Source organism: Streptomyces sp. a15 (assembly GCF_059026085.1).
The window spans coordinates 22,844-44,294 of record NZ_JBWLKM010000034.1 but is presented as its reverse complement, the minus strand read 5'-3'; the positions used below and the strand labels follow the sequence as shown (position 1 = coordinate 44,294).

Below are 21,451 nucleotides of genomic sequence, written 5' to 3'. Positions count from 1 at the left end.
CAGCTGTGGGAATCGGCGACTTCATCAGCGACATCACGCCCGACTCCGTGGAGAACGCGGTCGAGGGCGCCACCGAGTGGGCCGGTAGCCGCGTCGAGGACGCCGGCAACTGGACCGGTGACCGGCTCGACGACGTCGGCTGGGAATCCGGCGCGGACTGGGTGCGGGAGAACTCCCGCTCGGTCGCCAACCGCATGGGCGCCGAGGTCGACGAGATGGATCTCGGACAGACCGAGGACAAGACGAAGCTGGTCTACGGCAGCCCGGGCAAGCTCCGGTCCACCGCCGGCCATCTGCGGTCCTTCCAACAGGCGTTCAACGACGTCGGGCTCGGGCTGGAGGGCCTCGACTCGGAATCGCTGAAGGGTGAGACGGCGGACGCCTTCCGCGAGACAGTGAAGATCCAATCGCCCAGGTGGTACAAGGGTGCCGACGCTTTCGAAGAGGCCGCGAAAGCGCTGGAGGCGTTCGCCGACACAGTCACTTGGGCGCAGGGACAGGCGCAGCTCGCCATCGACAAGTGGAAGGAGGGCACGAAGGCGTCCCAGGACGCCGCTGACGCGCACCAGAAGAAGGTCGACGACTTCAACAAGGCCGTCGACCGGCACAACGCACAGCCCGCCGACAAGCGCGATGCGTCGCAACTGCCGCCGCGGCCCGGCGACACGTTTCCGGACCCTGGCGAGGAGCTGAGGAAGGAGGCGCAAGACATCCTCACCGAGGCCCGCCGACAGCGCAACGCGGCCGCCGGGGCTGCCCGCTCCGCCGTAGCGAAGGCCCGCGACGCCGCCCCGCCGAAACCGTCGTATGCCGAACAGGCCGGCGACGGCCTGGACGAGCTCCAGATCATGAAGAACCACTTCGGCGGCGGCATCATCAAGGGCACCGCGGGGTTGGTCAACTTCGCCCGCGGTCTCAATCCCATGGACCCGTACAACCTCACGCACCCCGCCGAGTACGCGATGTCGCTCAACAGCACGGCGGCCGGCCTCGTTCAGGTGGCCAACGACCCCTGGGGTGCCGGCAAACAGATGGTGAGTGACTTCATGAAGGACCCGGCCGAGGGTTTCGGCCGGCTGGTGCCCGACATCGCTCTCACCGTGGCCACCGGAGGCGCGGGCGCCGGTGTGAAGGCCGCGCGGACCGCCGAGGAGCTGGCCGACGCGGCGAACGCGGCCCGCCGCGCCGATGGGCTGGAGGACGGTGCCGGGGCGCGACGCGCGGATGATGCCGCCGATCCGAGCCGCCCGCCGCAGGCCAAGTGCTGTGGTCGTGAGCCGGTCGACTTCGCTACCGGCCGCATGTTCCTCCCACAGGTGGACATCTCCTTGCCGGGCTCTCTGCCCCTGGAGTTCCGACGCGACTTCGAGTCCTCCTACCGGGCCGGTCGCTGGTTCGGGCCCACCTGGTCCTCGACCATTGATCAGCGGCTGACGGTGGACGCGATCGGTGTCGTCTTCCACGGTGAGAACAATCTGCTGCTGTCCTACCCCCATCCGGCACCGGGCGTTCCGGTCCTGCCGGAGGCGGGACCGCGCATCCCGTTGGAGCGTCATGCGGACGGCAGTTACACGCTGACGGACCCCGAAACCGGGCTGATCCGCCACTTCCTTGCCCCGCCCGGCGCCGAACCGGGCGGTGACGGCACGGCCCCCCTCGACGAGATCACCGACCGGTGCGGCCGCACGATCACCGCCGAGTACGACGAGCACGGCAACCCCCTAGCCCTCCACCGCTCCGGCGGCCACCGGCTGGAGTTCGCGGTGGAGAACGGCAGGATCACTGCCCTGCGCTCCGCCGACACGGACTTGGTCCACTACCGGTATCGGGACGGCCACCTCACCGAGCTCGTCAAGTCCTCCGGCGTGCCCACCCGCTTTGAGTACGACACCGAGGGCCGCATCCTCGCCTGGACCGACACCAACGGCTCCCGCTACACGTTTGTGTACGACGAGTGGGACCGCTGCATCAGCCAGACCGGAGCCGAAGGACACCTTGCCTCCGAGTTCCACTACGGCGAACCGGACCCCGACACCGGCCTGTGCACCACCACCGTCACCGACTCCCTCGGACACACCTGGCGATACACCGTTAACGCCCGCCTCCAGGTGGTCACCGAGACCGACCCCACGGGTGCGGTGACCCGCACCGTCCAGGACCGCTACAACCGTGTGCTGTCGCGCACCGACCCCCTGGGCGCGCGCACGGAGTTCGCCTACGACGACGCGGGCCGGCTGGTGAGCGTCACGCGTCCCGATGGCAGTGTGCAGCGGGCGTCGTACGACTGCCTGGGCATGCCGGTCGAGTTGGACCTGCCGGGGGGCGCCCACTGGCGGCAGGAGTTCGACGAGCGCGGCCTTCGCAGCTCGGTCACCGACCCGGCGGGCCGCACCACCCGGTACACGTACGACGAGCGAGGCCACCTCATCTCGGTGACCGATCCCCTGGGAGCCGTCAGCCGACTGTGCCACGACGCTGCGGGACTCCTTCTGGAGCGTGGCGATCCGGTCGGTGGCGTGACGGTCTACCGCCGTGACGCCTTCGGCCGCATTGTCGAGCGCAGCGGCCCGGGCGGTGACCGCACGTACTACGACTGGACACCCGAGGGCCACCCCGTCCGCGTCACCCACCACGACGGCGGCACCGAGCACTGGACGTATGACGGGGAGGGCAACTGTGTCTCGCAGACCGACGCCCTGGGGGCCACTACCCGCTTCGAGTACACCCACTTCGACCTGCTCGCTGCCCGCACCGACCCCGACGGCACCCGCCACGCATTCACCCACGACACCGAACTGCGCCTGACCTCGGTCACCAACTCCCGTGGGCTGCGCTGGGACTACGACTACGACGCGGCGGGCCGGCTCGTCGAGGAGACCGACTTCGACGGGCGTACCACCCGCTACGACGTTGACCCGCTCGGCCACGTCTCCTCGCGTACCACCCCGCTGGGGGCGGTCATCCGCTACCAACGGGACGAGATGGGAAGGGTGGTCCGCAAGGAGGCCGCGGATGCCGCCACCACCTACGCATACGACCCGGCCGGACGTCTCCTGCAGGCCGTCGGCCCCGACGGGGAACTCACCTACCACTACGACCGATGCGGTCGCGTCAAGACGGAGCTGTCCGACGGCCGTCCCCTCACTTTCGCGTACGACGCGGCGGGCCGCCGCACCCGGAGGGTCACCCCCGGCGGGCAGGTGACCGCCTACGCGTACGACGCCGCCGGACGCACCGTCCGGCTGACGACCGGCGGACACGATGTCGCCTTCACCCGCGACGCGGCCGGCCACGAGCTGTCACGGAACTTCAGCGAGACGCTCACCCTCACCTCGCGCTGGGACGAGGCAGGAAGGATCACCGGCCAGGAGGTCGCCCACGGTGACCGGAGTGTCAGCCGCCGCAGTTACACCTACGACGGCAACGGCCACCTCGTCGGCATGGACGACACCCTGCGAGGCCCACGCCGCTTCGCTCTCGACCCGGTCGGCCGGGTCACCTCCGTCGTGGCCGACTGCTGGAACGAGACGTACGCCTACGACCACGCAGGCGGCGGGACGACGACAGCGCGCTGGCCCGAGGCGCACGCGGGTGCCGATGCCCAGGGGCAGCGGACGTACGAGGGCACCCGGGTCATGGCTGCCGGCGCCAACCGGTACGTCTACGACCGGGCCGGCCGGCTGGTCCGGCGCACACGAACCAGACTGTCCCGCAAGCCCGACACGTGGCACTACGCCTACGACGCCGAAGACCGGTTGACCTCCGTCACCACGCCCGACGGCTCCATCTGGCGGTACCGCTACGACCCACTGGGCCGCCGCACAGCGAAGGAGAGGCTGTCGGCCGGCGGCGGTCGGGTGGATGAACGCACGGAGTTCGTCTGGGACGGTCCCGTCCTCGCCGAGCAGTCCACGGCCCCGACCGGACAGACCCCCCACCGCACCACCCTCACCTGGGACTATGACGGCCTGGCGCCCGTCGCTCAGACCGAGCGGCTCACCGACGCGGCCACGCAGGACGACATCGACGCCCGTTTCTTCGCCATCGCCACCGACCTGATCGGCACGCCCACCGAACTCATCGATGAGCAGGGCCACATCGCCTGGCACAGTCGCACCACGCTGTGGGGCATCACCACGTGGAACGCGAACGCGACGGCGTACACCCCTCTGCGCTTCCCCGGCCAGTACTTCGACCCCGAGACCGGCCTCCACTACAACCACCACCGCTACTACGACCCCCACACCGCGCGCTACGTCACGCCCGACCCCCTCGGTCTGGCGCCGGCCTCCGACCCGGCCGGTTATGTGCACAACCCGCACACCACCAGCGACCCGCTCGGCCTCGCGCCGTACGAGAACAACGGCGGCCTCGGCGAGCTCGTCAAGGTGAACAAGCCCGACCCCGCCGCCGACGCCCTGGCCGAACGGCTCGGCGGCGAGTCCCGGGTGAAGTTCGAGCACGACCCGAAGGGGCGGGAGATCGACACGATCAGCGACGAGTACGTGGCGCAGTCGAAACCAGAGGGCATGCAGATGGGCAGCGCCCTCAGAAACCAGGCAAAAGCCACATTCGAGTACGCGATACAATCCGGCCGCACCCCCTACTTCCACTTCGATGGCGAACCGGGTCCAGGAGTGATCGCCAAGCTTCAGGAGTACGGCAGGCGGTACGGGATCGAGCCCGTGATCGACACGAATCCGCTGTGAGAGGCACATGTACGAGTTCCATGGCTGGTTCGGCATCGCCGAGTCCCCCGAGGAGGCAGACGCCGGAACCCTCGAGGAGGGTGTGGCCGAACTGCGGGCGGTCATCGACCGCATCGACTGGTCGACCGGCGAGGCGACGCTGAAGATCTACAACGGCGAGTACTTCGTGCGCGCCGACGGTCTGGTGAACCGGCGCCGTGACGAGGCCGAGGAACTGGATGCCCTGACCCACTTCATCGCCCGTCGCTTCCCCGGCTCCTGGGGCCTGCTCTACGAACGCTCCGACGACATGGACCTCCCTCCGGGCCCGGGAGCCTTCCGGGTCCGTGCCATGGCCAGGGGAGAGGTGCGGGACCGACTCGACCCGTTCCTGTCGCCGTGCCGACCGGTTATCGAGGATTGACCGACGACCAGCCGCGTCTCGCTCACGGATGTTCGGCCGCTTCCGGGGCATACCGGGGGAGGGGAGGCCGGGTCGCGGCCGGCTTCGACGACTTGGTGCGGTGAGGCTTCTTGCGGAGCGGGTGACGAGAATCGAACTCGCGCTCTCAGCTTGGGAAGCGACGGCGCTTGGGCGGGTTCTATACCTCTGACCTTCGCAAATGCCTTCTCCCCGGGGTGATTGTGTGGGTCGGGTCGTACCGCTGTTGACCGTGGTTGTCCGCTCTTGCGGGCACGCTGTGGGCACGGACGGCGAAGACCGTTGGGCAGAGCGAGTGGGCGGACGGGCCATGCGATCGGCCAGGTTCGGTCGGGCGTGCGGATGGGGACGTCCTTCGCACGTGCACAGACCTATCGGTGGAGCAGGTTTCCGATGCGCTCGAAGTCCCGGTCGCGGTGCAGGAGGGTCAGTCCCTGCAGCTCGGCCGTGGCGGCCACCACGAGGTCGACGGCTCCGGCGCTGCGGTACAGGTGGGGCACGGACCTGGCCTGAGCCGCTCGGCGGCACTGTCATGCTCGTGGAGAGCTGTGCCGCATGCGGGTTTCGGCGACGCGTACGCAGGCGAGTTGCCTGCGCGATTCGGCGCAGTTGCCGTCTGGAGTGGGGCTCGTGCCGGGGGCCTCTACCCACCCGACGCCTGGCCATCGCCGCTGTTCGCCACAGCACGGCGAGCGGTGGTGCGGTACTGGCCGGGGGCTTGGCGGCGGGATCGCCGGAACGCGCGGCTGAACGCGTACACCGACGTGTAGCCGACGGAGCGGGCGATGACCTCCAGCGTGTCGTCGGTGTCCCTGAGCCGGATCGCGGCGAGATCCATGCGCCATCGTGTGAGGTAGCCGCCGGGCGTCTCACCTGCCGCCGCGCGGAACCGCCGCGTGAGCGTGCTTCGGGACACCGCCAGCTCCGCCGCCAGGCTTTCCGTCGTCCAGGCCCTGGCCGGGTCCTGGTGGAGTTTCGTCATCGCCACGCCGGCCAGCGAATCGCTGAGAACGCCGAGCCAGGACCCTCGCGCCCGGTCCGGATTCTCCGCGAGCCAGGCGCGCAGCACCTGCACGAGCAGGACGTCGACGAGGCGGTTGAGTACGACCGCCGTGGCGAGCCCGGGCCGCGCGAGCTCGTCGGCCAGCAGGCGGACCGTGTCGTCCAGACCGCTGCCGCCGTGGTAACTCCGGACGTGCACGACCTCCGGGAGCGACGTGAGGACCTGTGTCGACACGGCGGGGTCGTATTCGTAGGCGGCGGCCAGAATGTGCGTCCGGACCTCGCCCGAACCCAGGCGCAGCACGCGTCCCGCCACCCGGGCCCGCTCGGCGTCCGAGACGTTGAGTGAACTCGGCACGCTGCCGGGGTCGCTGCCGAGGGTGTGTGGGGTTCCGGTCGGCAGGAGCGCGACGTCACCCGGCGTGAGCTGCCAGAACTCCCCGTCGGGGAGCCCGAGCCAGGCGACGCCCGCGGTGACGGCGTAGATCGCCGCGCCCGAGACGGTCGTCCAGGACTTTCCCCAAGCCGCACCGGCTTCGAGCCGTACGCCGAGGGTGCCGCGTACTCCGTTCACGGCAAGCACGTCGGCGAGAAGATCCACGCCTGTCACGGTAGCCGTGGCCCGACCGCCCATCGACGCGCGGGGGCTCTCCTACGGCATCGATGGCTCAGACGGATATGTTCTCGACCAAGTCAGTCATCATCCGGCCGCCTTCATGATCCATACGGTGGCGGCATGGCTGAGTCAGTCGACTTCTACAACGATTACAACCAGAAGGTCATCGCCGAGTTCCGCGAGAACGGCGGCCGGGTCGGCGGCAAATACGAAGGCATGCCGATGGTCCTGGTCCACAACGTCGGCGCGAAATCGGGGGTCGAGCGGATCAATCCCCTGACGTACTACGCCGAGGACGACCGCATCTACATCTACGCCACCTTCCAGGGCGCCGACAGGAATCCCGCCTGGTACCACAACCTCGTCGCCCACCCCAGAACCACCATCGAGGTCGGTACCGAGACCTACGACGTGGTGGCGCGCGTGCTCACCGGCGCCGAACACGACGAGTACTGGGCCAAGCAGGCGGCCGCGAACCCGGACTTCGGCGCGTACCGGCGCAGGACCACCAGGAGCATCCCGGTCGTCGAACTCCGGCGCGTCGACTGCTGACATCCGGTGCCGAGGAGCGACGACGCCACCCCCCACATCCAGCACATCCAGCGAGGAGTGCGCCCCGTGCGATTCCTGTTCTCCGGCCCGGGCTCGGCCGCCCACGTCTTCCCCATGGTCCCGACCGCCCAGGCCCTGCGATCGGCCGGCCATGACGTCCTGTTCGCCGGTCAGGCCCCGGTCCATGTGCTGAATCCGACCGGCTTTCCCGTGGTCGAGGTGGGCGACGGAACCACCACGGCCGACATCTTCGGCCGCTTCGACGCGGACGGCCCCCGAGAGCGCTCGGAAGAGGAGATCAACCGCCTTGCCGTGATCGGCTTCGCCGAGCACAGCCGGTCCGCCCTGGGCGATCTGCTCCGGCTGGCCAGGACCTGGCGGCCGGACGTGATCGTGCACGCGACGATGCAGGGCACCGCGCCGCTCGTCGCCGCCGTACTGGGCATCCCCACCGTTGTGCACAACTTCGGCGTGACCCCGGGCCTGCCGTTCGTCGAGGGGATGGCCGAGGCGCTGGCCGACGAGTACCGGGCCCGCGGGGTGACCGGTCCGCCCGAACGCACCGTGCTCGACGTGGTCCCGGCCTCCCTCGGCGGTGACGGCACCGGCTGGCGGGTCAGGTACGTGCCGTTCAACGGCGGCGGCCCGGTACCGGCCGACCTGGCCGCACCCGGCCCGCGGCGGCGCATCGCGGTCACGCTCGGCACGGCGGTGTCGCGGACGGCGGGTGCGGAGTACATCGCCCGGCTGATCGAGCAGGCGGCCGCGGTCGACGCGGACTTCCTGCTCGCCCTCGGCGGCGCCGACCTCACGCCGCTGGGCGAACTGCCGCCGAACGTGCGCCCGCTGACTGCCTGGGTGCCGCTGGCCCAGCTGCTGGCCGGCTGCGACGCCGTGGTCCACCACGGTGGTGCGGGGACCATGATGGCGGCGACAGCCGTCGGCATCCCGCAGCTGTTCCTGCCGAAGGGCGCCGATCACTTCACCAACGCCGCGGCGGCCGAGGCCCAGGGCATCGCCCTGCGTGCCGAGCCCGAGGCGGTGGACGGCGATCTGCTCGACGTCCTCCTGAACGACGAGAGGCTGCGCAAGGCCGCCCTCATCACCCGCGATCAGATCGCCGCGCTCCCGTCACCGGCCGACATGGTCGGCGACTTCGAGAACCTGGCATCCGCCACCCGCTGAACCCGGTCCACCTTGGCGGGAGCGGCCCCCCCCAGCCGCTCCCGCCAAGGTCCTGGGGAAACGCCGAATCACTCGTTGAGCGACGGCGTCGGTGCTCAGGCAGGGGGCCCGGGGGTGAGGTCGGTGAGGGCTGCGGCGATCTGGTCGAGGCGGGTGTGGTCGAGGGAGTAGAGGACGTAGTAGCCCTCGCGTCGGGTGGTGGTCAGTCCCGCCTGGGTGAGTTGCTGGAGGTGGCGGGAGATCACGGACTGGGACAGGCCGAGGAGGGTGGCGAGTTCCTGGGTGCTGCGGCTCTGGCCGGCGAGGTGCGTGATGATCTGCAGGCGTGGGGCGGCGGCCAGGGCCCGTAGGGCGGTGAGGGTGTCTTCCTGGCTGGTGGGGCGGGTGGCCGAGGCTGGGGCGAGGGGCAGGGCCGGGTAGGTGATCCGCCGGGGCCAGGGGCTGTCGCAGGTGACGCGGACGTGGGGCCAGACGTAGTGGCTGGCGGTGAACGTCACGGGGCGGTCGCGGGTGATGGCGATGTCGTGGTGGTGTGGGCGGTCGAGCCGGAGCCTCCGCTGAGCGGGGTCGATGCGGATCTGGGGGACGAGGGTGCGGAGCATCGGGAAGAGGCCCTGGTGGGCGATCCGGGCCCCGGCGCGTGCGATCGACTCGTACAGGGAGGGCTCGACACGCTCCCATTCACTGGCGAAGGCGGTACTCCAGTAGTCCTCCAGGGCGGCGAGCGCGCCTTCCAGGACGGGGAGCGGATCGGTGAGGATGCTGCTCAGCCGTGCCGCCCGGTCCGTGTCGGTCTGCTGGAGTTCGGTGAGGGCCACGTCGCGGGTGACGGGGTCTTCGACGAGGTCGTGTCCGGTGTAGCGGGTGGTGTCGATGAGGGTCTGGGCGAGCTCGGTGGCCAGCTGGGCCGGCGGCAGGGCCCGTACGGCGGCGAGCTGGTCCGCGAAGTCGGCGTCGTGATCATTGGCCCGGCTTTCGAAGAAGGCCGGGATGTAGTCGGCTACCACGAAGCCGTGTTGGCGTATCCGCCGGCGCAGGGTGGCGGGCAGCCGGCGGCACCGCCGCACCCACGGCACGTGCAGGGCGTGGTGTCCGGGATCGGTGAGCACGTGCCAGGAGTGGACGGCTTCGAGCAGCGGTGAGACGGAGAAGGCGATGTCCTCCTCGGCCGTCTCGGTGAAGCGCATGGTGATCACGATTGCAGGATTCCACAATCAGTTGATCGGTTCCTGCCGGGTCGGTCACTCTCAAGGGGACCGCGCCGAACCCCCGCAGGTCGCCCCTCTTCTTTGAGCTGAAAGCCGCAGGCCCTTGATGAGTACGCCCGAAGCATCCTGGCGGGCCGTGCTGGACGCGGACGGCTGCGCGTACACCGTCCACGAACACGCTGCCGCCCTCAGCGTCGCCGAGCGCCGGGCGCTGCCCTTTCCCTGGTCTCAAGCCGTCAAGACGCTCGCCTTCACCACCCCCGACGTCCCGCTCCTGCTCGTGGCGTTGCGGGCGCAGGACCGTGTGCACTTCGCCCGCCTGGCAGCCGCCGTCGGCACCAGCCGTTCCCAGCTGCGCACGGCAGACACCGACCTGCTCACCGCCGAGGGGCTGGTGCCCGGGGGTATCCCGCCGGTCAGCCACCGGCCCGGGGTGCCGTGCCTGATCGACACCGCGGTCGCCGAACCGGCACGGTCCGTCTACTGCGGCGCCGGATCCGCAGACCGCACCCTCCAGATCAACTCCGCCGTCCTGGCCCGGCTCCCGCGCACCCACGTGACACCCGTGTGCCCATAGCCACACCGACCGATCCCGGTCCACACCGGGCTCCACGTACAGCAGCAACGCGCCGCCCCGGCGGCTGCGCGACAGATCAGGAAGAACCGGCCCATGGTCACCACCGAAAGCCTTCTCGCGTTCGCCGCGATGTCCCTCGTCGTGATCGCGATCCCAGGGCCCAGCGTCCTGTTCGTCGTCGGCCGCGCCCTCGCCCACGGCCGCCGCACCGCGCTCGCCACCGTTGTGGGCAACCTCCTCGGCTGCTACGCCCTCGTCCTCGCCGTCGCCGTCGGACTGGGCACACTCGTCCAGAGCTCAGCCACCGTGTTCACGGCGGTGAAGTTCGCCGGCGCCGCCTACCTCGTCCACCTCGGCGTCCAGGCGTTCCGCCACCGCGACCGCGTGCGCACCGACCTGACGGCCCCGGAAGACGAACCGCGCAGCGATCTGCGCACCGTCCTGGACGGCCTCCTCGTCGGCGCCACCAACCCCAAGGGTCTCGTCTTCTTCGCCGCGGTCCTCCCGCAGTTCGTCGACCACCGTGCCGGGCATGTCCCGCTGCAGATGATGGTCCTCGGCCTGATCCCGGCCGGCATCGGCCTGGTCTGCGACACCGCCTGGGGGCTGGGCGCCTCGGCCGCCCGGACCTGGCTGGCAGGCTCCGACCGTCGACTCTCCATGATCGGCGGCGCGGGCGGCATCGCACTGATCGGCCTGGGCGTCACCGTAGCCACCACCCGCCACTGACCGCCTCCGGACAACCGCCCTCCGAACGACATCGCTTGCACCACCGGTTCCTGGTGAGCGGCAAGCCGGATCCATCGGCAACGTCGGCATACATCACGAACCATCGGGCGCCAACCGCCTACTCAATGCCCCGGCCGCACCACCGCAGGGCGCCGCCGGCGCTCACGCATGGCTGCTGATCTGCACGGATTCGTTGTACCGCCGCAGGCGTGAGCGCTTGGCGGCACGGTGCGATACCGCGACTCAAGATCGAGAGGTTCACCTCTCCAGGTAAAGACCTCAGCACTCGGGGTGAGGACCCTGCTGCCTGGGGTGAGGAGGCAGCCCGATGGAGTGGATCACCGCGATGCGACGCCGTCGTGGGACTGTTGGTGATGCGCGTGCTGCTCCATCAGGTGCGAGCACTCCTGATGGACATGGGTGCCGTTGTTCGAGCGTGGCGTGAGCTTCTGAGTGTGGTGAGGAATTCAGGACCTCCCACCAGGAGTGGTGGTTCATGAGGGAGCCGTGTCGGTGGGGTCAGTGCCAGAACAGTCGGCCTGCCGCCATTTAAGGAAAGCCTTAAACTTCGTATGCCGGTGTCGAGGGGAGTCGAGGATCTCGGTTCTGCCTCCCAGGTTGCCCAGGCCGTTGCCGCACTGCGTGACGCCTCCTCGGCGGCGATAAGGCGGGAATCTGGGATCGTTGGTACCGCGACAGCATTCCTCTGGCTGAACAGCTCTACCGCGACTACACCGGTGACACGGAGGACTGAGGAGTGAGCATGCCCAAGAAGGCCCCGCAGGACTGGGAGACCCTGGAGCAGGAGCTGTACTCGGCCGGTGTGGATCCCGCTGAGGTGGAAGCTGGTTCGCGTCGTCTGCTGGCGGAAGCCCGTGGGCATCAACTCGCCGAGGCGCGCAAGCAGTACGGGTTGGCCCAGAGGGACGTGGCTGCCCGCATGGGTGTGAGCATCGCTCGCGTATCCCAGATCGAACACGGTGAGGTCGCCACTCTCGATGTCATCGCACGTTACGTCGAGGCGCTCGGCGGCAGGTTGGACCTGGTTGCCGACTTCGGTGATCACATGCTGCGGATGCCGGCAAGTGGTGATCAGGGCAGCGTGGCGGCGTAGTTGGCCCGAAGGCTTTGCGTGCGGTGATGCGACGCACCGTCAGGCAGCGTTTCTCGGGGAACAGCAGGCTGAGGGCTCTTCCTGTTCGATCCTGCATAGCTTGACGCGAAACCGCAGGTCAGCGGCATGCACTGGCGTGAGAAGCAGTGACTGGCCGGTCTCAACTAAGCGCCCGTGCCCTCCGCGTGCCCAATCTTCGAGTGCACGAGGGTGCGAAAAGCACCGAAGAGTCAGCGCGACAAAGAACCCCCGGGCCTCTGACCTGGGGGTTTGTCGTGGAGCGGGTGACGAGAATCGAACTCGCGCTCTCAGCTTGGGAAGCTAAGGGCATCTTGGGCCTGCTCCGGTCCTGACCTGCGGCAGAGGGACGCAGACGCCTGGCGGACGGTCGACCGGCTCCCCGCTGTTCCCCTTGGTTCTCCGCATGATCTGGCACGCTTCTGGCACGAGGTCACGTCCGTGCGACCGTTTGTCGGTGGAGCTCGGCCTTCGCGTGCATCCTTACCCGAGCGTGGGGTTCGACTGCAGAGTGTGTAGCTTCACGCCATGCCCTTCGCCCTCGCGCTCGCTTTCGGTACCTTCGGTGCTCTTGCTGCTCTGCTGGCCATGATCAACGCTGTGCAGGTCTTCCTTGGCCGTCAGCTCGTCAAGCCTTCGGCGAGTAAGCGTTCTGCCCCACAGCTTCGAGCCGAGTCGGCCGCTGCGGCCATAGCCATGCTCGGTGCTTCCTTGGCGGCATTCGGCGTGCTGATGGGTGGCCAATGGCCTGCGGTAGGTGCCCTTGTGATGTTGCTGGGGTGGGTTGCTCTCGTGCTGGTTCGCAGGCAGTTCGCTGCGCATCCGTAGCCGATGTTGGCTGCCATAGGCGTGAGGGCGGCGGCCCCTCAGCGACCGGTTGAGTCGGCAGGCCGCCGCCCATCGATTGAGGACGGCGGCCGTGCTGGGCACAGGCTTTGAGGTCTGGCCTCATCTTTATCAGGTCGATGACGCCAGTTCTGCACGCTCGACCAACCAACGTCCTACCTGGGTGGCAGGTCCGCTGAGGTTCAGCGTCGACCGCCGCCGTTCGTCCCTGTTGGTGTCAGCTGTTGGTGTCAGCCGCCGCAGGCGGTCTTGACATGGGCCGATCTCGTCCGGCAGGAGCACCAATTTGGAAGATCGCGTATGCGGATGGCGGCTGAACTGGCTAGACGCTGACCTGCGCGTTTGTCGGGAGCGGCCCCGATGTTCCCCGTGGTTCCCCACCGGTCGTGGTCTGATCGGGCACGCAGGGGACACGTGGCCATTGATGAGTTGGATCAGGTGCCGGTACAACGGACGAGTGACAGAACCTCTTGCCCCCCGTCCGGCCGCGAAATCGCGTCAGTGGACCAAGCAGTCAGCGGGCGCGATGTTCGCCGCTGCCGCAGCATTCGAGTTCACTCGCGGCATCGCACTCGAGATCTTCGGGCAGGTGCTGCCCGACTGGGCGTACACGGCTACCGGGCTGACGCAACTCATCGTGGCTGCGGGCGCCTACCGCCTTGCCCTCTTGTGGCTCAGGCGATTGCCGTAGTCGGACTCACGCGATCCTGGATTACTGCCTTCACGAGACCACGCGGTCGGCGGAGTCTCAATGACCGAGTCAAGTTATCGTCTGCCGCGCGCCCCTCGATAGGAACTACAGGCGGGGCGGTCGCTGAGGCCACCTGTCCTGGTTGAGCGGTCACTTGCGGTCTGCGCCAGTCGCCAGGAGTTGGGGCGGTTGCTGTACTTCGCTGCTGTACCGCAGCACAGAGCGAGGCAGGGGGCAGACTCCGAAAAGCCTGCCCCCGTTACTCACTTGCCCTTGGGCTTGTGCTTGGTCGGGTCAACAAGCGTGTAACCCTGGCCAGCCTTCGGCGTCGGCGGAAGGGGCTTGCCCTTCACGGCCGTGACCTCGGTCTTGGTACCGGGCACCTTGTACTGCCCCGACTTCGGCGCCGGCGTACCCGGCTTGAGGCTCTTTGCCATCTTGATCACCTACCCTTCGAGCTGGATACCGCTCGATGCCGACCCCGCCCTTCTGGAGGAAGGGAAGGGCCGTGTAGGGTCGTTGGGCGCCTAGGAACGCACCACGACCCCAGTTCGAGCAAGTACCGACCCCGTGTCAGCACTTCTGAGCTGGGGTCGTTCGCGCTGTCGAGAAGGATAGCGCCTCCTGGGGCCCAAATGGTGTAAGGGGACCACAACTTGTGGGCGCGTCAGCGCATCCAACCACTAGATATAGGGGTAGCGCCGAACCCCTCAGGCTAACGGCAGGCACTGACAGCAGTCGGTGGAGCCTCACGGATCCCAGTCGCTGAAGAAGTGAAGCGGCGGGTCTCTGGTCTGCGGCTGGCTACTTGATCAACGCTGTGACCTGTGGCTGAACTGGCGAAGGTTGTCATCGTTGAGACGTCCCTTCACGTCCCCATGGCGGCCCCGACTCATCTCGCCGACCGGTAACGCAAGGTCTACCCATATCGCAAATTCCGTGCTTGTCTGAAATTGCCGATTTGTCCAGTGGGTGGAGGTTTGCTATGGGGCTTGTCCTCGGTCTTCTCGGAGCTGCTGGTGTCGCCGCATTGATCATTGCGGGGCTCTGGATCGTGCTCTTCGTGATCCTCGGCTGGGGGATCCTCCTAGGGGTCATAGCAGGGCTGTGCAGCAGCTAGCTGCGTTGAAGTGCGAGACAGGCGGCCTCGGGCCTCACGGACCCCGGGCCGTTTCGCATTCGAGAATGCCGAGAACACCCCTGCTCGCTGCTGCAGAGGTCGGCGGAGTCTCAATGGTCGAGTCAAGCCAGCGGAGCGCCGCCCACCGTTTTGAGAACGGCGCCCCGCGCGGTACGCAGGCTTTGAAGCCTGGCCTCATCTTTATCAGGTCGATCATGGGGCCCCTGGAATGTCGGCCAACTCGTCTCCCGCCTCGACTGACTGTCCGTCGAGGTTCGGCGGCGTCCGCCGCTGTCCGGCCTTGTTGGTGTCAGGTACTGGTGTCAGCGAAGAGGGGCGCTCTTGACAAACCCAATACAGCGTACTGGCTGCGCCAGCCACCATCGTCATCAGTGCCAGACACACGGCCTAGCGAGGCTGCTGGGCCAATTCCCACCACGCGAAGATGTGTAGCGCCGCCTCGATCTCTGCTTTGGTGCGCTCGTCGGTAACGCCTGCGACTCTGATGAAGACCACGGACGACCCTGGGTCGGCTGCGACGAGCAGCGTGAGGGGCTGCCGACCCAACATCGGATAGTCGTACCAGGTGGCCTGTTCGACGTCCGTCGCGGGCAGAGCCGTTTCGACAGCTTGCCAGTCCGATTCACTGAACTCGTATCCCGCAAACTCTGCGACCGATTCGCACAGGGGCCTCAGGTTCGTGTCGATGATCCAGCCGCCATCGAGGATGCACTCAGGCTCGGAGGTGGTCATTTGTTCAGCTTCCGCTCTGGTCTGCCGGGGTCGCCGTGGTCGATGCCAGATCCATATTGGCATCCGCCGCTGGCTAACAGGTCGGAGCCCCTGCCTACCTTTCGCCTTCGAGATCGATTGCCAGACAGGGCCTAGCCGTGGCCTAGCCGCCCACTTCCTCAACCACAACCCTCCCCGGCTCCCATCCCGTCCGCCGTCGACCCACACACCGTGGAGCGGGCGTGGTTCATGGCGTCCAAGTGGAGCGCGCCACTGTACGAACGACCTGGACGCCATGGGCCGCGTCTGCTCGGCTCTGCCTGGGTCGGCGGTGGACGGGATGGGAGCACCCCACGCACACCACTACGGGCCCGCGGCCGGGAACGGCGCCCCCTCCATCCCGGTGCCGGCCGATCCCCCGCCGGAGGCATTGTCTTGACCGTGGGCCGCGCTATGCGGTGATCGACTCATGGCCACCGGCCCTTTCCACATGTGGGCGCGCGTCGGCGGCGGCAGCGCCGAGCGGGCCGAAGGCAGGAGCGCGGGCGCAGCCAGAGCCGGGAAGCGCGCCCGGCGGAGCGGAGCGCAGCCGGGTGCCTTGAACCTGTAGAGAAGGTTGTTACTCAGGCTTCGGCTGGGATGTGCCACAGAGGAGCGGCGTAGCGTTCTGGGCGGCTGCTGATGAGGAGTTGGCGCAGGTCATCTCGTTGCGAGCCGTTGAGGTTCAGGACTTCCGTGAGGTGGCGGAACGTTGTGTGGGTGACTCCGCGGCTTCGGGCCTCGGCTTCGAACTCGTCGAGCTGCGACAGCACGGTGCCGGTATCCAGCGTTACCGTTGGCTGGTCCTTGAGCCAGGCGGCCTTGTTGCGTTCATAGTCGATTTCCGAGTAGCCGCAGACTTCGCGGCTGTGCGCCTCGACCTCGTCCAGGGTGGTAGTCGAAAGGATGGCCCGAGCCAACTCGTTGCGGTTCAGGGCGTCGTCGAGATCGACTTCATGGACCGTCGGCCCCTCGTCCGTGAGCGGAATGGGGAGTCCGGCATCCCGTACCTCGCAGATGCCTCGTACCCCTCGCGCGGTTGCAGCGAGCATCCCGGTCGCCTCGGAAGGGTGCCACTCCAGGACCGAGCTGACCGGCTCCGCGTCCTTCGCGGCGAAGGTGTGGATGAGAGGCCCGAGCAGACTCCGCACTTCGTCGAGCGGGAGTTCACCGTCCAGGCCTGGACCGGCGACCAGGAGCCTGACGGGAGCGTTCACCTGGCAGCAAGCGGCCAGCGTGAGGGCGTCTGCAAGCGGGCTCTTCAGCGTCGGTTCGTCGCCTCGCGCGAGGATGTCACCGCCCACGTCCAGGAGATCGATCGACGTCGGCTCGAAGTGGCTCACTAGCTCTTCGAGTTGGCGGGTGATGCCCTCGGCGCCGTGATGCGGGTCGATCAGGGCGAAGGTGTAGGGGAGCTCTGCCGCAAGCCGGGGGAGGGTTGATCCTGCCGGAGAGATCGGGCGGGCTTCGGCCGGCACTGACCAGACAGACGGAGTGAGCGGTTCAAGTCCCGTGAAGTCGGACGGGCCTCGGGGTCCTGGGATCGGGTCGACCAACAAGCGGTCCCACGCGTAGGTGAGGATCACCGCCTGGTCGTCGTCGCCGTAAAGGGCGGCGTCAAGCATTGCGGCGGCGACTGCGTCGCCCCCTCCTCCTGCTGCGACGATCAACCGCGTCATGTGCTCAACATTACGGGCTCGGCCCCTGGCCACTCACCCTATAGTGGCTAGAGGCCATAGCCACTTGGACGAGGAGGGGACATGCCTCAGATCGAAGAGGCGCAGCCGAAGTATCTCCAGATCGCTCACTTCATCCGCGATCAGATCCTTCGGGGCGACCTGAGGCCGGGGGACGAGGTTCCCTCGGAGCGGCAGTTGGCGGCGAACTGGAAGGTGTCCAGGCCGACGGCGGCGCGGTCGTTGGAGGCGCTGAGTCATCAAGGGCTCGTCGAGAAACGGCAGGGCTCGGGCACGTATGTGCGGAGCCTTGAAGTCAACCGTCGGGCACGGGAGTTGTACGGACGGGCGAGGCAAACAGGGAAGATCTACACCCCTGGCGAGTATGCGGTGATCACCTCGGCCGGTTGGCTGGAGGCGCCGGATCACGTTGCTGAGGCGCTGGGCCTGGTCAAGGACCGTCGGGCAGTGCACCGCCGGCGCGTGACCAACAATCAGGACGGTCCCATCACGCTGTCCACTTCGTGGTTCGCGCCGGACGTCGGTCAACGGGCACCCAAGCTTCTGGAGCCTGAACGGATCCAAGAGGGCACGTTGATGTACGTCGAGAACATGACGGGACGGCAGGGGAGTTACGCCGAAGACCGTATGTGTGCCCGGCAGGCGACCGGTGAAGAGGCGGCAGATCTCCAACTGGAGTCCGGATCGCCGGTCTTGATCGTGCACCATGTCGTGTTCGACCTGCAAGACCGGCCGTTGGAGTTCGCCGAAGCCACGTATCCGCCGCACCGCTGGGCGTTCGAGCAGGGCTATCCCCTTACCTGACGGTTCGTCATTTCGGCGAACCGCTTGCACAGCGTGAGTGGCTAATGCCACTATCCATTAAGTGGCTAAGGCCACTTCATCGGAAGGTGGCACGGTGTGACGAGTCAGCGGCCGGATCAGGGCACGCACTTACCTTGCCGGGGGCGCGGCTGGAAGCGCGTCGGTTCGCGTACGTCCCTGGCGCTTGCCACCACTGCTGACCGTGCCCGTGCCACATCGAAGCGGCGCTGCCTCGACTGCGACGGCAGCGGCAAGGAGTGAGCACGGATGGGCTACACGATCGACCGCTACCCCTGCCAGGACTCACCGCGACTCGGAGCGATGACCTTGCACCCTGTCCCGGAGTCGGTACCCCGTGCCCGGCGCTGGTTCCGTAAGTTCATCGCCCCGTACAACCCGGCCTGTTCGGTCGACGACTGCACGTTGATGATCTCGGAGTTGGTGACCAACGCCATCTCCTACGGACGCTCGGAGGACGAGTGGGTCGTGCGGGTGGAGTGGTTCCGGGACGGGGCCTCGCTCCGAGTCGAGGTGCACAACCCGGGCTTCCCGGCGAATGTACGACTCCGGCACCCGGAAGCCAATGACGCCCACGGCCGCGGACTGCTCCTCGTCGACTCCATCGCCGAGTCGTGGCACTCCGGGCCCAGCCGCCTCGGCGGGACAGTCGTTTCCTTCGTCATGGCCGATGCTTGGCCTGTCTGAGGCAGGTGTGGCGCCGCAGTATTGCGCAATTGGATTTATCGCTAGTCTGGTTGACCAGTTGACTTGGCCAATCTCGACAGGCGGCGTTCATGGCGTATGAAGTGGAGGCACCCAAGTACGTACGCCTCGCCCAGACGATCCAACGCCGCATCGAGGATGGCACGTACCCGCCGGGCACGCGGGTCCCCAGTGAGAATCAGCTGGTCCAAGCATTCGGGATGTCTCGGCCAACCGTCGTGCGCGCCCTTGAGCTGCTGAAACGGGACGGCTGGTTGGAGTCCCGGCAGGGGTTTGGCACTATCGTGCGCGGGCGGCCGGCCGTCGTCGAGCAGAAGGACCGCCGAGGGCGCGAAGCGCTGGAGCGCAACGAGTCCCAGACTCCGGGGCGTCTCGTTGCAGTCGACCAGGTGCCGGTGCCGGCGCGCATCGCCTCCGTGCTCGGGCTGCCGAAGCGGGCCCAGGTCCTGATGCGTCGATTCCTGGTCGAGGAGGAGGGGGAGGCGGTCGAGCTCGTCTCGTCGTACTTCCCCGCCGACCTCGTCGAGGGCACCGAACTGGAGAGTTCCGAACCGCTGGGCGCCGGCGTCCGGGGATACCTGGAAGCTCGGAAGAAGCTCCGCTTCGACCACGTGACGGAGCGGGTCTCGGCTCGACTGCCCAGTGCGGGTGAGGCCGAGCTTCTCGGTCTGGCTGACGGTGTGCCTGTTCTCAGCGTCCTGGTCATCGCCCATGACGCGTCGGGGCGGGCTTTGCAGGTCTCCGACGTGCTGCTTCCTGCGGATGGGCAGGAGCTCGAAGACACGTATCGCTTGAACTGAGCCCAAGTGCATGGGCAGTTGAGCTCCATTCACACTTGACAAGTCAACTTGGCAACTCTAACTCGAACTTGCTAAGTCAACCTGTCAGGTGGCGGGTTGATCGATCCAAGAAGGAGAAATTTCTGTGCGTGTGATCCGCGTTGACGCCTCGTCCGCCACGATCCTGCTGACTGAAGCGCCGGCGCCGAAGGTGCGCGACCGGCAGACCGGCGAGATCGCCAAGGACACCGTGAGCGGTGAGGCGCTGATGACCGTCGGCGTTGTCTTCATCGACGAGGGCGACTCGTCGCTCATCCAGGTCACCGTTCCCGAAAGCGGTGTGACGGAGGGCCTGACCGTTGGCTCTCCGGTATCGCTGCCGGGCCTCATCGCCCGGCCGTGGGAGAGCGTGTTCAACGGCCAGCAGCGGCACGGCATCGCCTACCGAGCCACCGCGATCGCGCCGGGCGCCTTCCCGGTCGCTCAGGCGGGCTGATCGCCGTGACGGACCTGATCACGTTGGCCGAGCTGGGCGGCTCGCTCGCTGCTATAGGCGGCGCGGCGTACGTCCGGCACACCAACCCGGCGGCGTATTGGTCCACGGTCGGGCTGCCGGTCTCGGTGGCCCGGCTACTGGCCTCGTACTCCTCGACCATGGACGCATGTGGCCTGACCGTCGAGCCGTCCCGGTTGCGGACGCTGGCCATCAAGGCGACCAGTCGTCGCGAGATCCGACCCGTCCCGCCCCGCCGGGGCATCATCCGGCCCACTACGACGGGCCTGCGCATCCGGCTCCGGCTCGCCCCGGGCCAGGAACCCGCCGACGTCGCCGCCTCGGCGGAACGGCTTCGCCATGCCTGGGGCGTGCACGCCGTGTACGTGAAGGACGTCAAGCCCGGTGTCGTCGAACTCCGGCTCATCGGCTTCGACGTCCTGCGCAAGGTCCGGATGCCTCGGCGGATCGAGGGCGGGTTCCTCAAGGTGCCGGTGGCGCTGCGGGAGGACGCTACGGCGTTCTTACGCGACTACCGCGCCGTACCGCATGAACTCGTCCTCGGCGCAACGCTGTCGGGCAAGTCCATGTACCTGCGCAACCTGATCGCAGGTCTCGCCCGACAGCCCGTCGCCCTGGTCGGCATCGACTGCAAGCGCGGCGTCGAGCTGGCCCCGTTCGCCTCCCGCTTCGCCGCGCTGGCGACCGACCCGGACGAGGCGGCCGAGCTGCTGCCCGTCCTGGTCAAGGAAATGGAGGACCGATACGACCTGATCAAGGCCCGACAGGGCATCGCCCCCGGCACACCCGACGAGGAGATCACCTCTGACATCTGGGGCCTGCCCGAGATCGAACGGCCCGTGCCCATCGTGCTGTTCGTGGACGAGGTGGCCGAACTCTTCCTCGTCGCCACCCGCAAGGACGAGGAGCGACGGGACGAGATGGTCACGCACCTCATCCGGCTCGCCCAGCTCGGCCGCGCGGCCGGCATCTACCTGGAAGTCTGCGGGCAGCGCTTCGGCGCAGAGCTGGGCAAGGGCGCGACCATGCTGCGCGCCCAGCTCACCGGCCGCGTCTGCCACCGCGTCAACGATGAAGCCTCAGCCAAGATGGCCCTGGGCGACATCGCCCCCGAAGCGGTCTGCGCCTCCTGCGCCATCGCCGCCGAGCTGCCAGGCCTGGCCGTGGCCGGTGACACCTCCGGTGGCTGGTCCCGCATCCGAACTCCCCACCTGTCCCTCACCGCCGCTGCGGCCACCTGCCGCGACACGGCCCACCTTGCCCCGGACGTTCCGGCGCTCACGACCTTTCGGCCGTATGTCCCGCCCATCGTCCTCGACACCTCCAACCCGGTGCCCACCGCGCGCGTGGCCTCCGAAACAGCGGGGGAGTGAGC

Annotated in this window: 19 protein-coding genes and 1 pseudogene; 13 read left to right on the top strand and 7 right to left on the bottom strand. The window is 68.0% G+C overall.

Annotation, left to right across the window (positions count from 1 at the left end):
• Positions 1-5 precede the first annotated feature (5 nt).
• Together AC5P09_RS29310 and AC5P09_RS29305 are read left to right on the top strand one after the other, a co-directional pair.
• A complete protein-coding gene (locus AC5P09_RS29310; RefSeq protein ID WP_493876756.1) occupies positions 6-4,709 on the top strand; it encodes a putative T7SS-secreted protein in 4,704 nt (1,567 codons plus the stop codon).
• 7 nt (positions 4,710-4,716) lie between these two features.
• Positions 4,717-5,112, top strand: a complete 396-nt coding sequence (locus AC5P09_RS29305) for an Imm7 family immunity protein (RefSeq protein ID WP_493876755.1) — start codon at positions 4,717-4,719, stop codon at positions 5,110-5,112.
• Between the two features lie 389 nt (positions 5,113-5,501).
• On the opposite strand, the pseudogene AC5P09_RS29300 reads toward AC5P09_RS29305, so the two are convergent.
• Together AC5P09_RS29300 and AC5P09_RS29295 are read right to left on the bottom strand one after the other, a co-directional pair.
• Positions 5,502-5,639, bottom strand: a pseudogene (locus AC5P09_RS29300) (PIN domain-containing protein); the annotation flags it as partial.
• A 134-nt stretch (positions 5,640-5,773) separates the two neighbouring features.
• The gene (locus AC5P09_RS29295; protein ID WP_493876754.1) at positions 5,774-6,733 is read right to left on the bottom strand and encodes a cupin domain-containing protein; all 960 of its coding nucleotides are present in this window, start codon (positions 6,731-6,733) and stop codon (positions 5,774-5,776) included.
• Between the two features lie 135 nt (positions 6,734-6,868).
• On the opposite strand from AC5P09_RS29295, the gene AC5P09_RS29290 reads away from it, so the two are divergent.
• Complete coding sequence (locus tag AC5P09_RS29290; RefSeq protein ID WP_493876753.1) at positions 6,869-7,300, top strand: nitroreductase family deazaflavin-dependent oxidoreductase; 432 nt, start codon at positions 6,869-6,871, stop codon at positions 7,298-7,300.
• A gap of 66 nt (positions 7,301-7,366) precedes the next feature.
• Positions 7,367-8,485 carry a glycosyltransferase gene (locus AC5P09_RS29285; RefSeq protein ID WP_493876752.1) on the top strand — a complete coding sequence of 373 codons (1,119 nt, stop codon included), beginning with the start codon at positions 7,367-7,369 and terminating at the stop codon, positions 8,483-8,485.
• Between the two features lie 95 nt (positions 8,486-8,580).
• On the opposite strand, the gene AC5P09_RS29280 is transcribed toward AC5P09_RS29285, so the two are convergent.
• On the bottom strand, positions 8,581-9,672 hold the full coding sequence (locus AC5P09_RS29280) for an ArsR/SmtB family transcription factor (protein WP_493876793.1): 1,092 nt from the start codon (positions 9,670-9,672) through the stop codon (positions 8,581-8,583).
• A 127-nt stretch (positions 9,673-9,799) separates the two neighbouring features.
• On the opposite strand from AC5P09_RS29280, the gene AC5P09_RS29275 reads away from it, so the two are divergent.
• The 3 genes from AC5P09_RS29275 (at position 9,800) to AC5P09_RS29265 (ending at position 12,113) form a co-directional block, all read left to right on the top strand.
• Positions 9,800-10,270, top strand: coding sequence for an aminoacyl-tRNA deacylase (locus AC5P09_RS29275; RefSeq protein ID WP_493876751.1), 471 nt, complete (start codon positions 9,800-9,802; stop codon positions 10,268-10,270).
• A 93-nt stretch (positions 10,271-10,363) separates the two neighbouring features.
• The gene (locus tag AC5P09_RS29270; protein ID WP_493876750.1) at positions 10,364-10,999 is read left to right on the top strand and encodes a LysE family translocator; all 636 of its coding nucleotides are present in this window, start codon (positions 10,364-10,366) and stop codon (positions 10,997-10,999) included.
• Between the two features lie 763 nt (positions 11,000-11,762).
• Complete coding sequence (locus AC5P09_RS29265; protein ID WP_493876749.1) at positions 11,763-12,113, top strand: helix-turn-helix domain-containing protein; 351 nt, start codon at positions 11,763-11,765, stop codon at positions 12,111-12,113.
• A gap of 501 nt (positions 12,114-12,614) precedes the next feature.
• On the opposite strand, the gene AC5P09_RS29260 is transcribed toward AC5P09_RS29265, so the two are convergent.
• Positions 12,615-12,953, bottom strand: a complete 339-nt coding sequence (locus AC5P09_RS29260) for a hypothetical protein (RefSeq protein WP_493876748.1) — start codon at positions 12,951-12,953, stop codon at positions 12,615-12,617.
• 481 nt (positions 12,954-13,434) lie between these two features.
• Between AC5P09_RS29260 and AC5P09_RS29255 the strand changes: the two genes are divergently transcribed.
• The gene (locus tag AC5P09_RS29255) at positions 13,435-13,668 is read left to right on the top strand and encodes a hypothetical protein (RefSeq protein ID WP_493876747.1); all 234 of its coding nucleotides are present in this window, start codon (positions 13,435-13,437) and stop codon (positions 13,666-13,668) included.
• Between the two features lie 263 nt (positions 13,669-13,931).
• Here the strand turns inward: AC5P09_RS29255 and AC5P09_RS29250 are convergent, their stop codons facing one another.
• The 3 genes from AC5P09_RS29250 to AC5P09_RS29240 all read right to left on the bottom strand — a co-directional run bounded on the left by AC5P09_RS29250 (position 13,932) and on the right by AC5P09_RS29240 (position 17,238).
• A complete protein-coding gene (locus AC5P09_RS29250) occupies positions 13,932-14,105 on the bottom strand; it encodes a hypothetical protein (RefSeq protein ID WP_163016316.1) in 174 nt (57 codons plus the stop codon).
• 1,091 nt (positions 14,106-15,196) lie between these two features.
• Positions 15,197-15,541, bottom strand: a complete 345-nt coding sequence (locus tag AC5P09_RS29245) for a hypothetical protein (protein ID WP_493876746.1) — start codon at positions 15,539-15,541, stop codon at positions 15,197-15,199.
• A gap of 602 nt (positions 15,542-16,143) precedes the next feature.
• Positions 16,144-17,238, bottom strand: coding sequence for a DUF1152 domain-containing protein (locus AC5P09_RS29240; RefSeq protein WP_493876745.1), 1,095 nt, complete (start codon positions 17,236-17,238; stop codon positions 16,144-16,146).
• An 81-nt stretch (positions 17,239-17,319) separates the two neighbouring features.
• Here AC5P09_RS29240 and AC5P09_RS29235 point away from each other — a divergent pair, with 81 nt between their 5' ends.
• The 5 genes from AC5P09_RS29235 (at position 17,320) to AC5P09_RS29215 (ending at position 21,449) form a co-directional block, all read left to right on the top strand.
• The gene (locus AC5P09_RS29235; RefSeq protein WP_493876744.1) at positions 17,320-18,060 is read left to right on the top strand and encodes a GntR family transcriptional regulator; all 741 of its coding nucleotides are present in this window, start codon (positions 17,320-17,322) and stop codon (positions 18,058-18,060) included.
• A gap of 267 nt (positions 18,061-18,327) precedes the next feature.
• A complete protein-coding gene (locus AC5P09_RS29230; RefSeq protein WP_493876743.1) occupies positions 18,328-18,765 on the top strand; it encodes an ATP-binding protein in 438 nt (145 codons plus the stop codon).
• Between the two features lie 89 nt (positions 18,766-18,854).
• Positions 18,855-19,583 carry a GntR family transcriptional regulator gene (locus tag AC5P09_RS29225; RefSeq protein ID WP_493876742.1) on the top strand — a complete coding sequence of 243 codons (729 nt, stop codon included), beginning with the start codon at positions 18,855-18,857 and terminating at the stop codon, positions 19,581-19,583.
• Between the two features lie 124 nt (positions 19,584-19,707).
• Complete coding sequence (locus AC5P09_RS29220) at positions 19,708-20,058, top strand: SCO3933 family regulatory protein (RefSeq protein ID WP_493876741.1); 351 nt, start codon at positions 19,708-19,710, stop codon at positions 20,056-20,058.
• Between the two features lie 5 nt (positions 20,059-20,063).
• Entirely contained in the window at positions 20,064-21,449 is a 1,386-nt protein-coding gene (locus tag AC5P09_RS29215) for an FtsK/SpoIIIE domain-containing protein (protein ID WP_493876740.1), read from the top strand.
• The last annotated feature ends 2 nt before the right edge of the window (positions 21,450-21,451 follow it).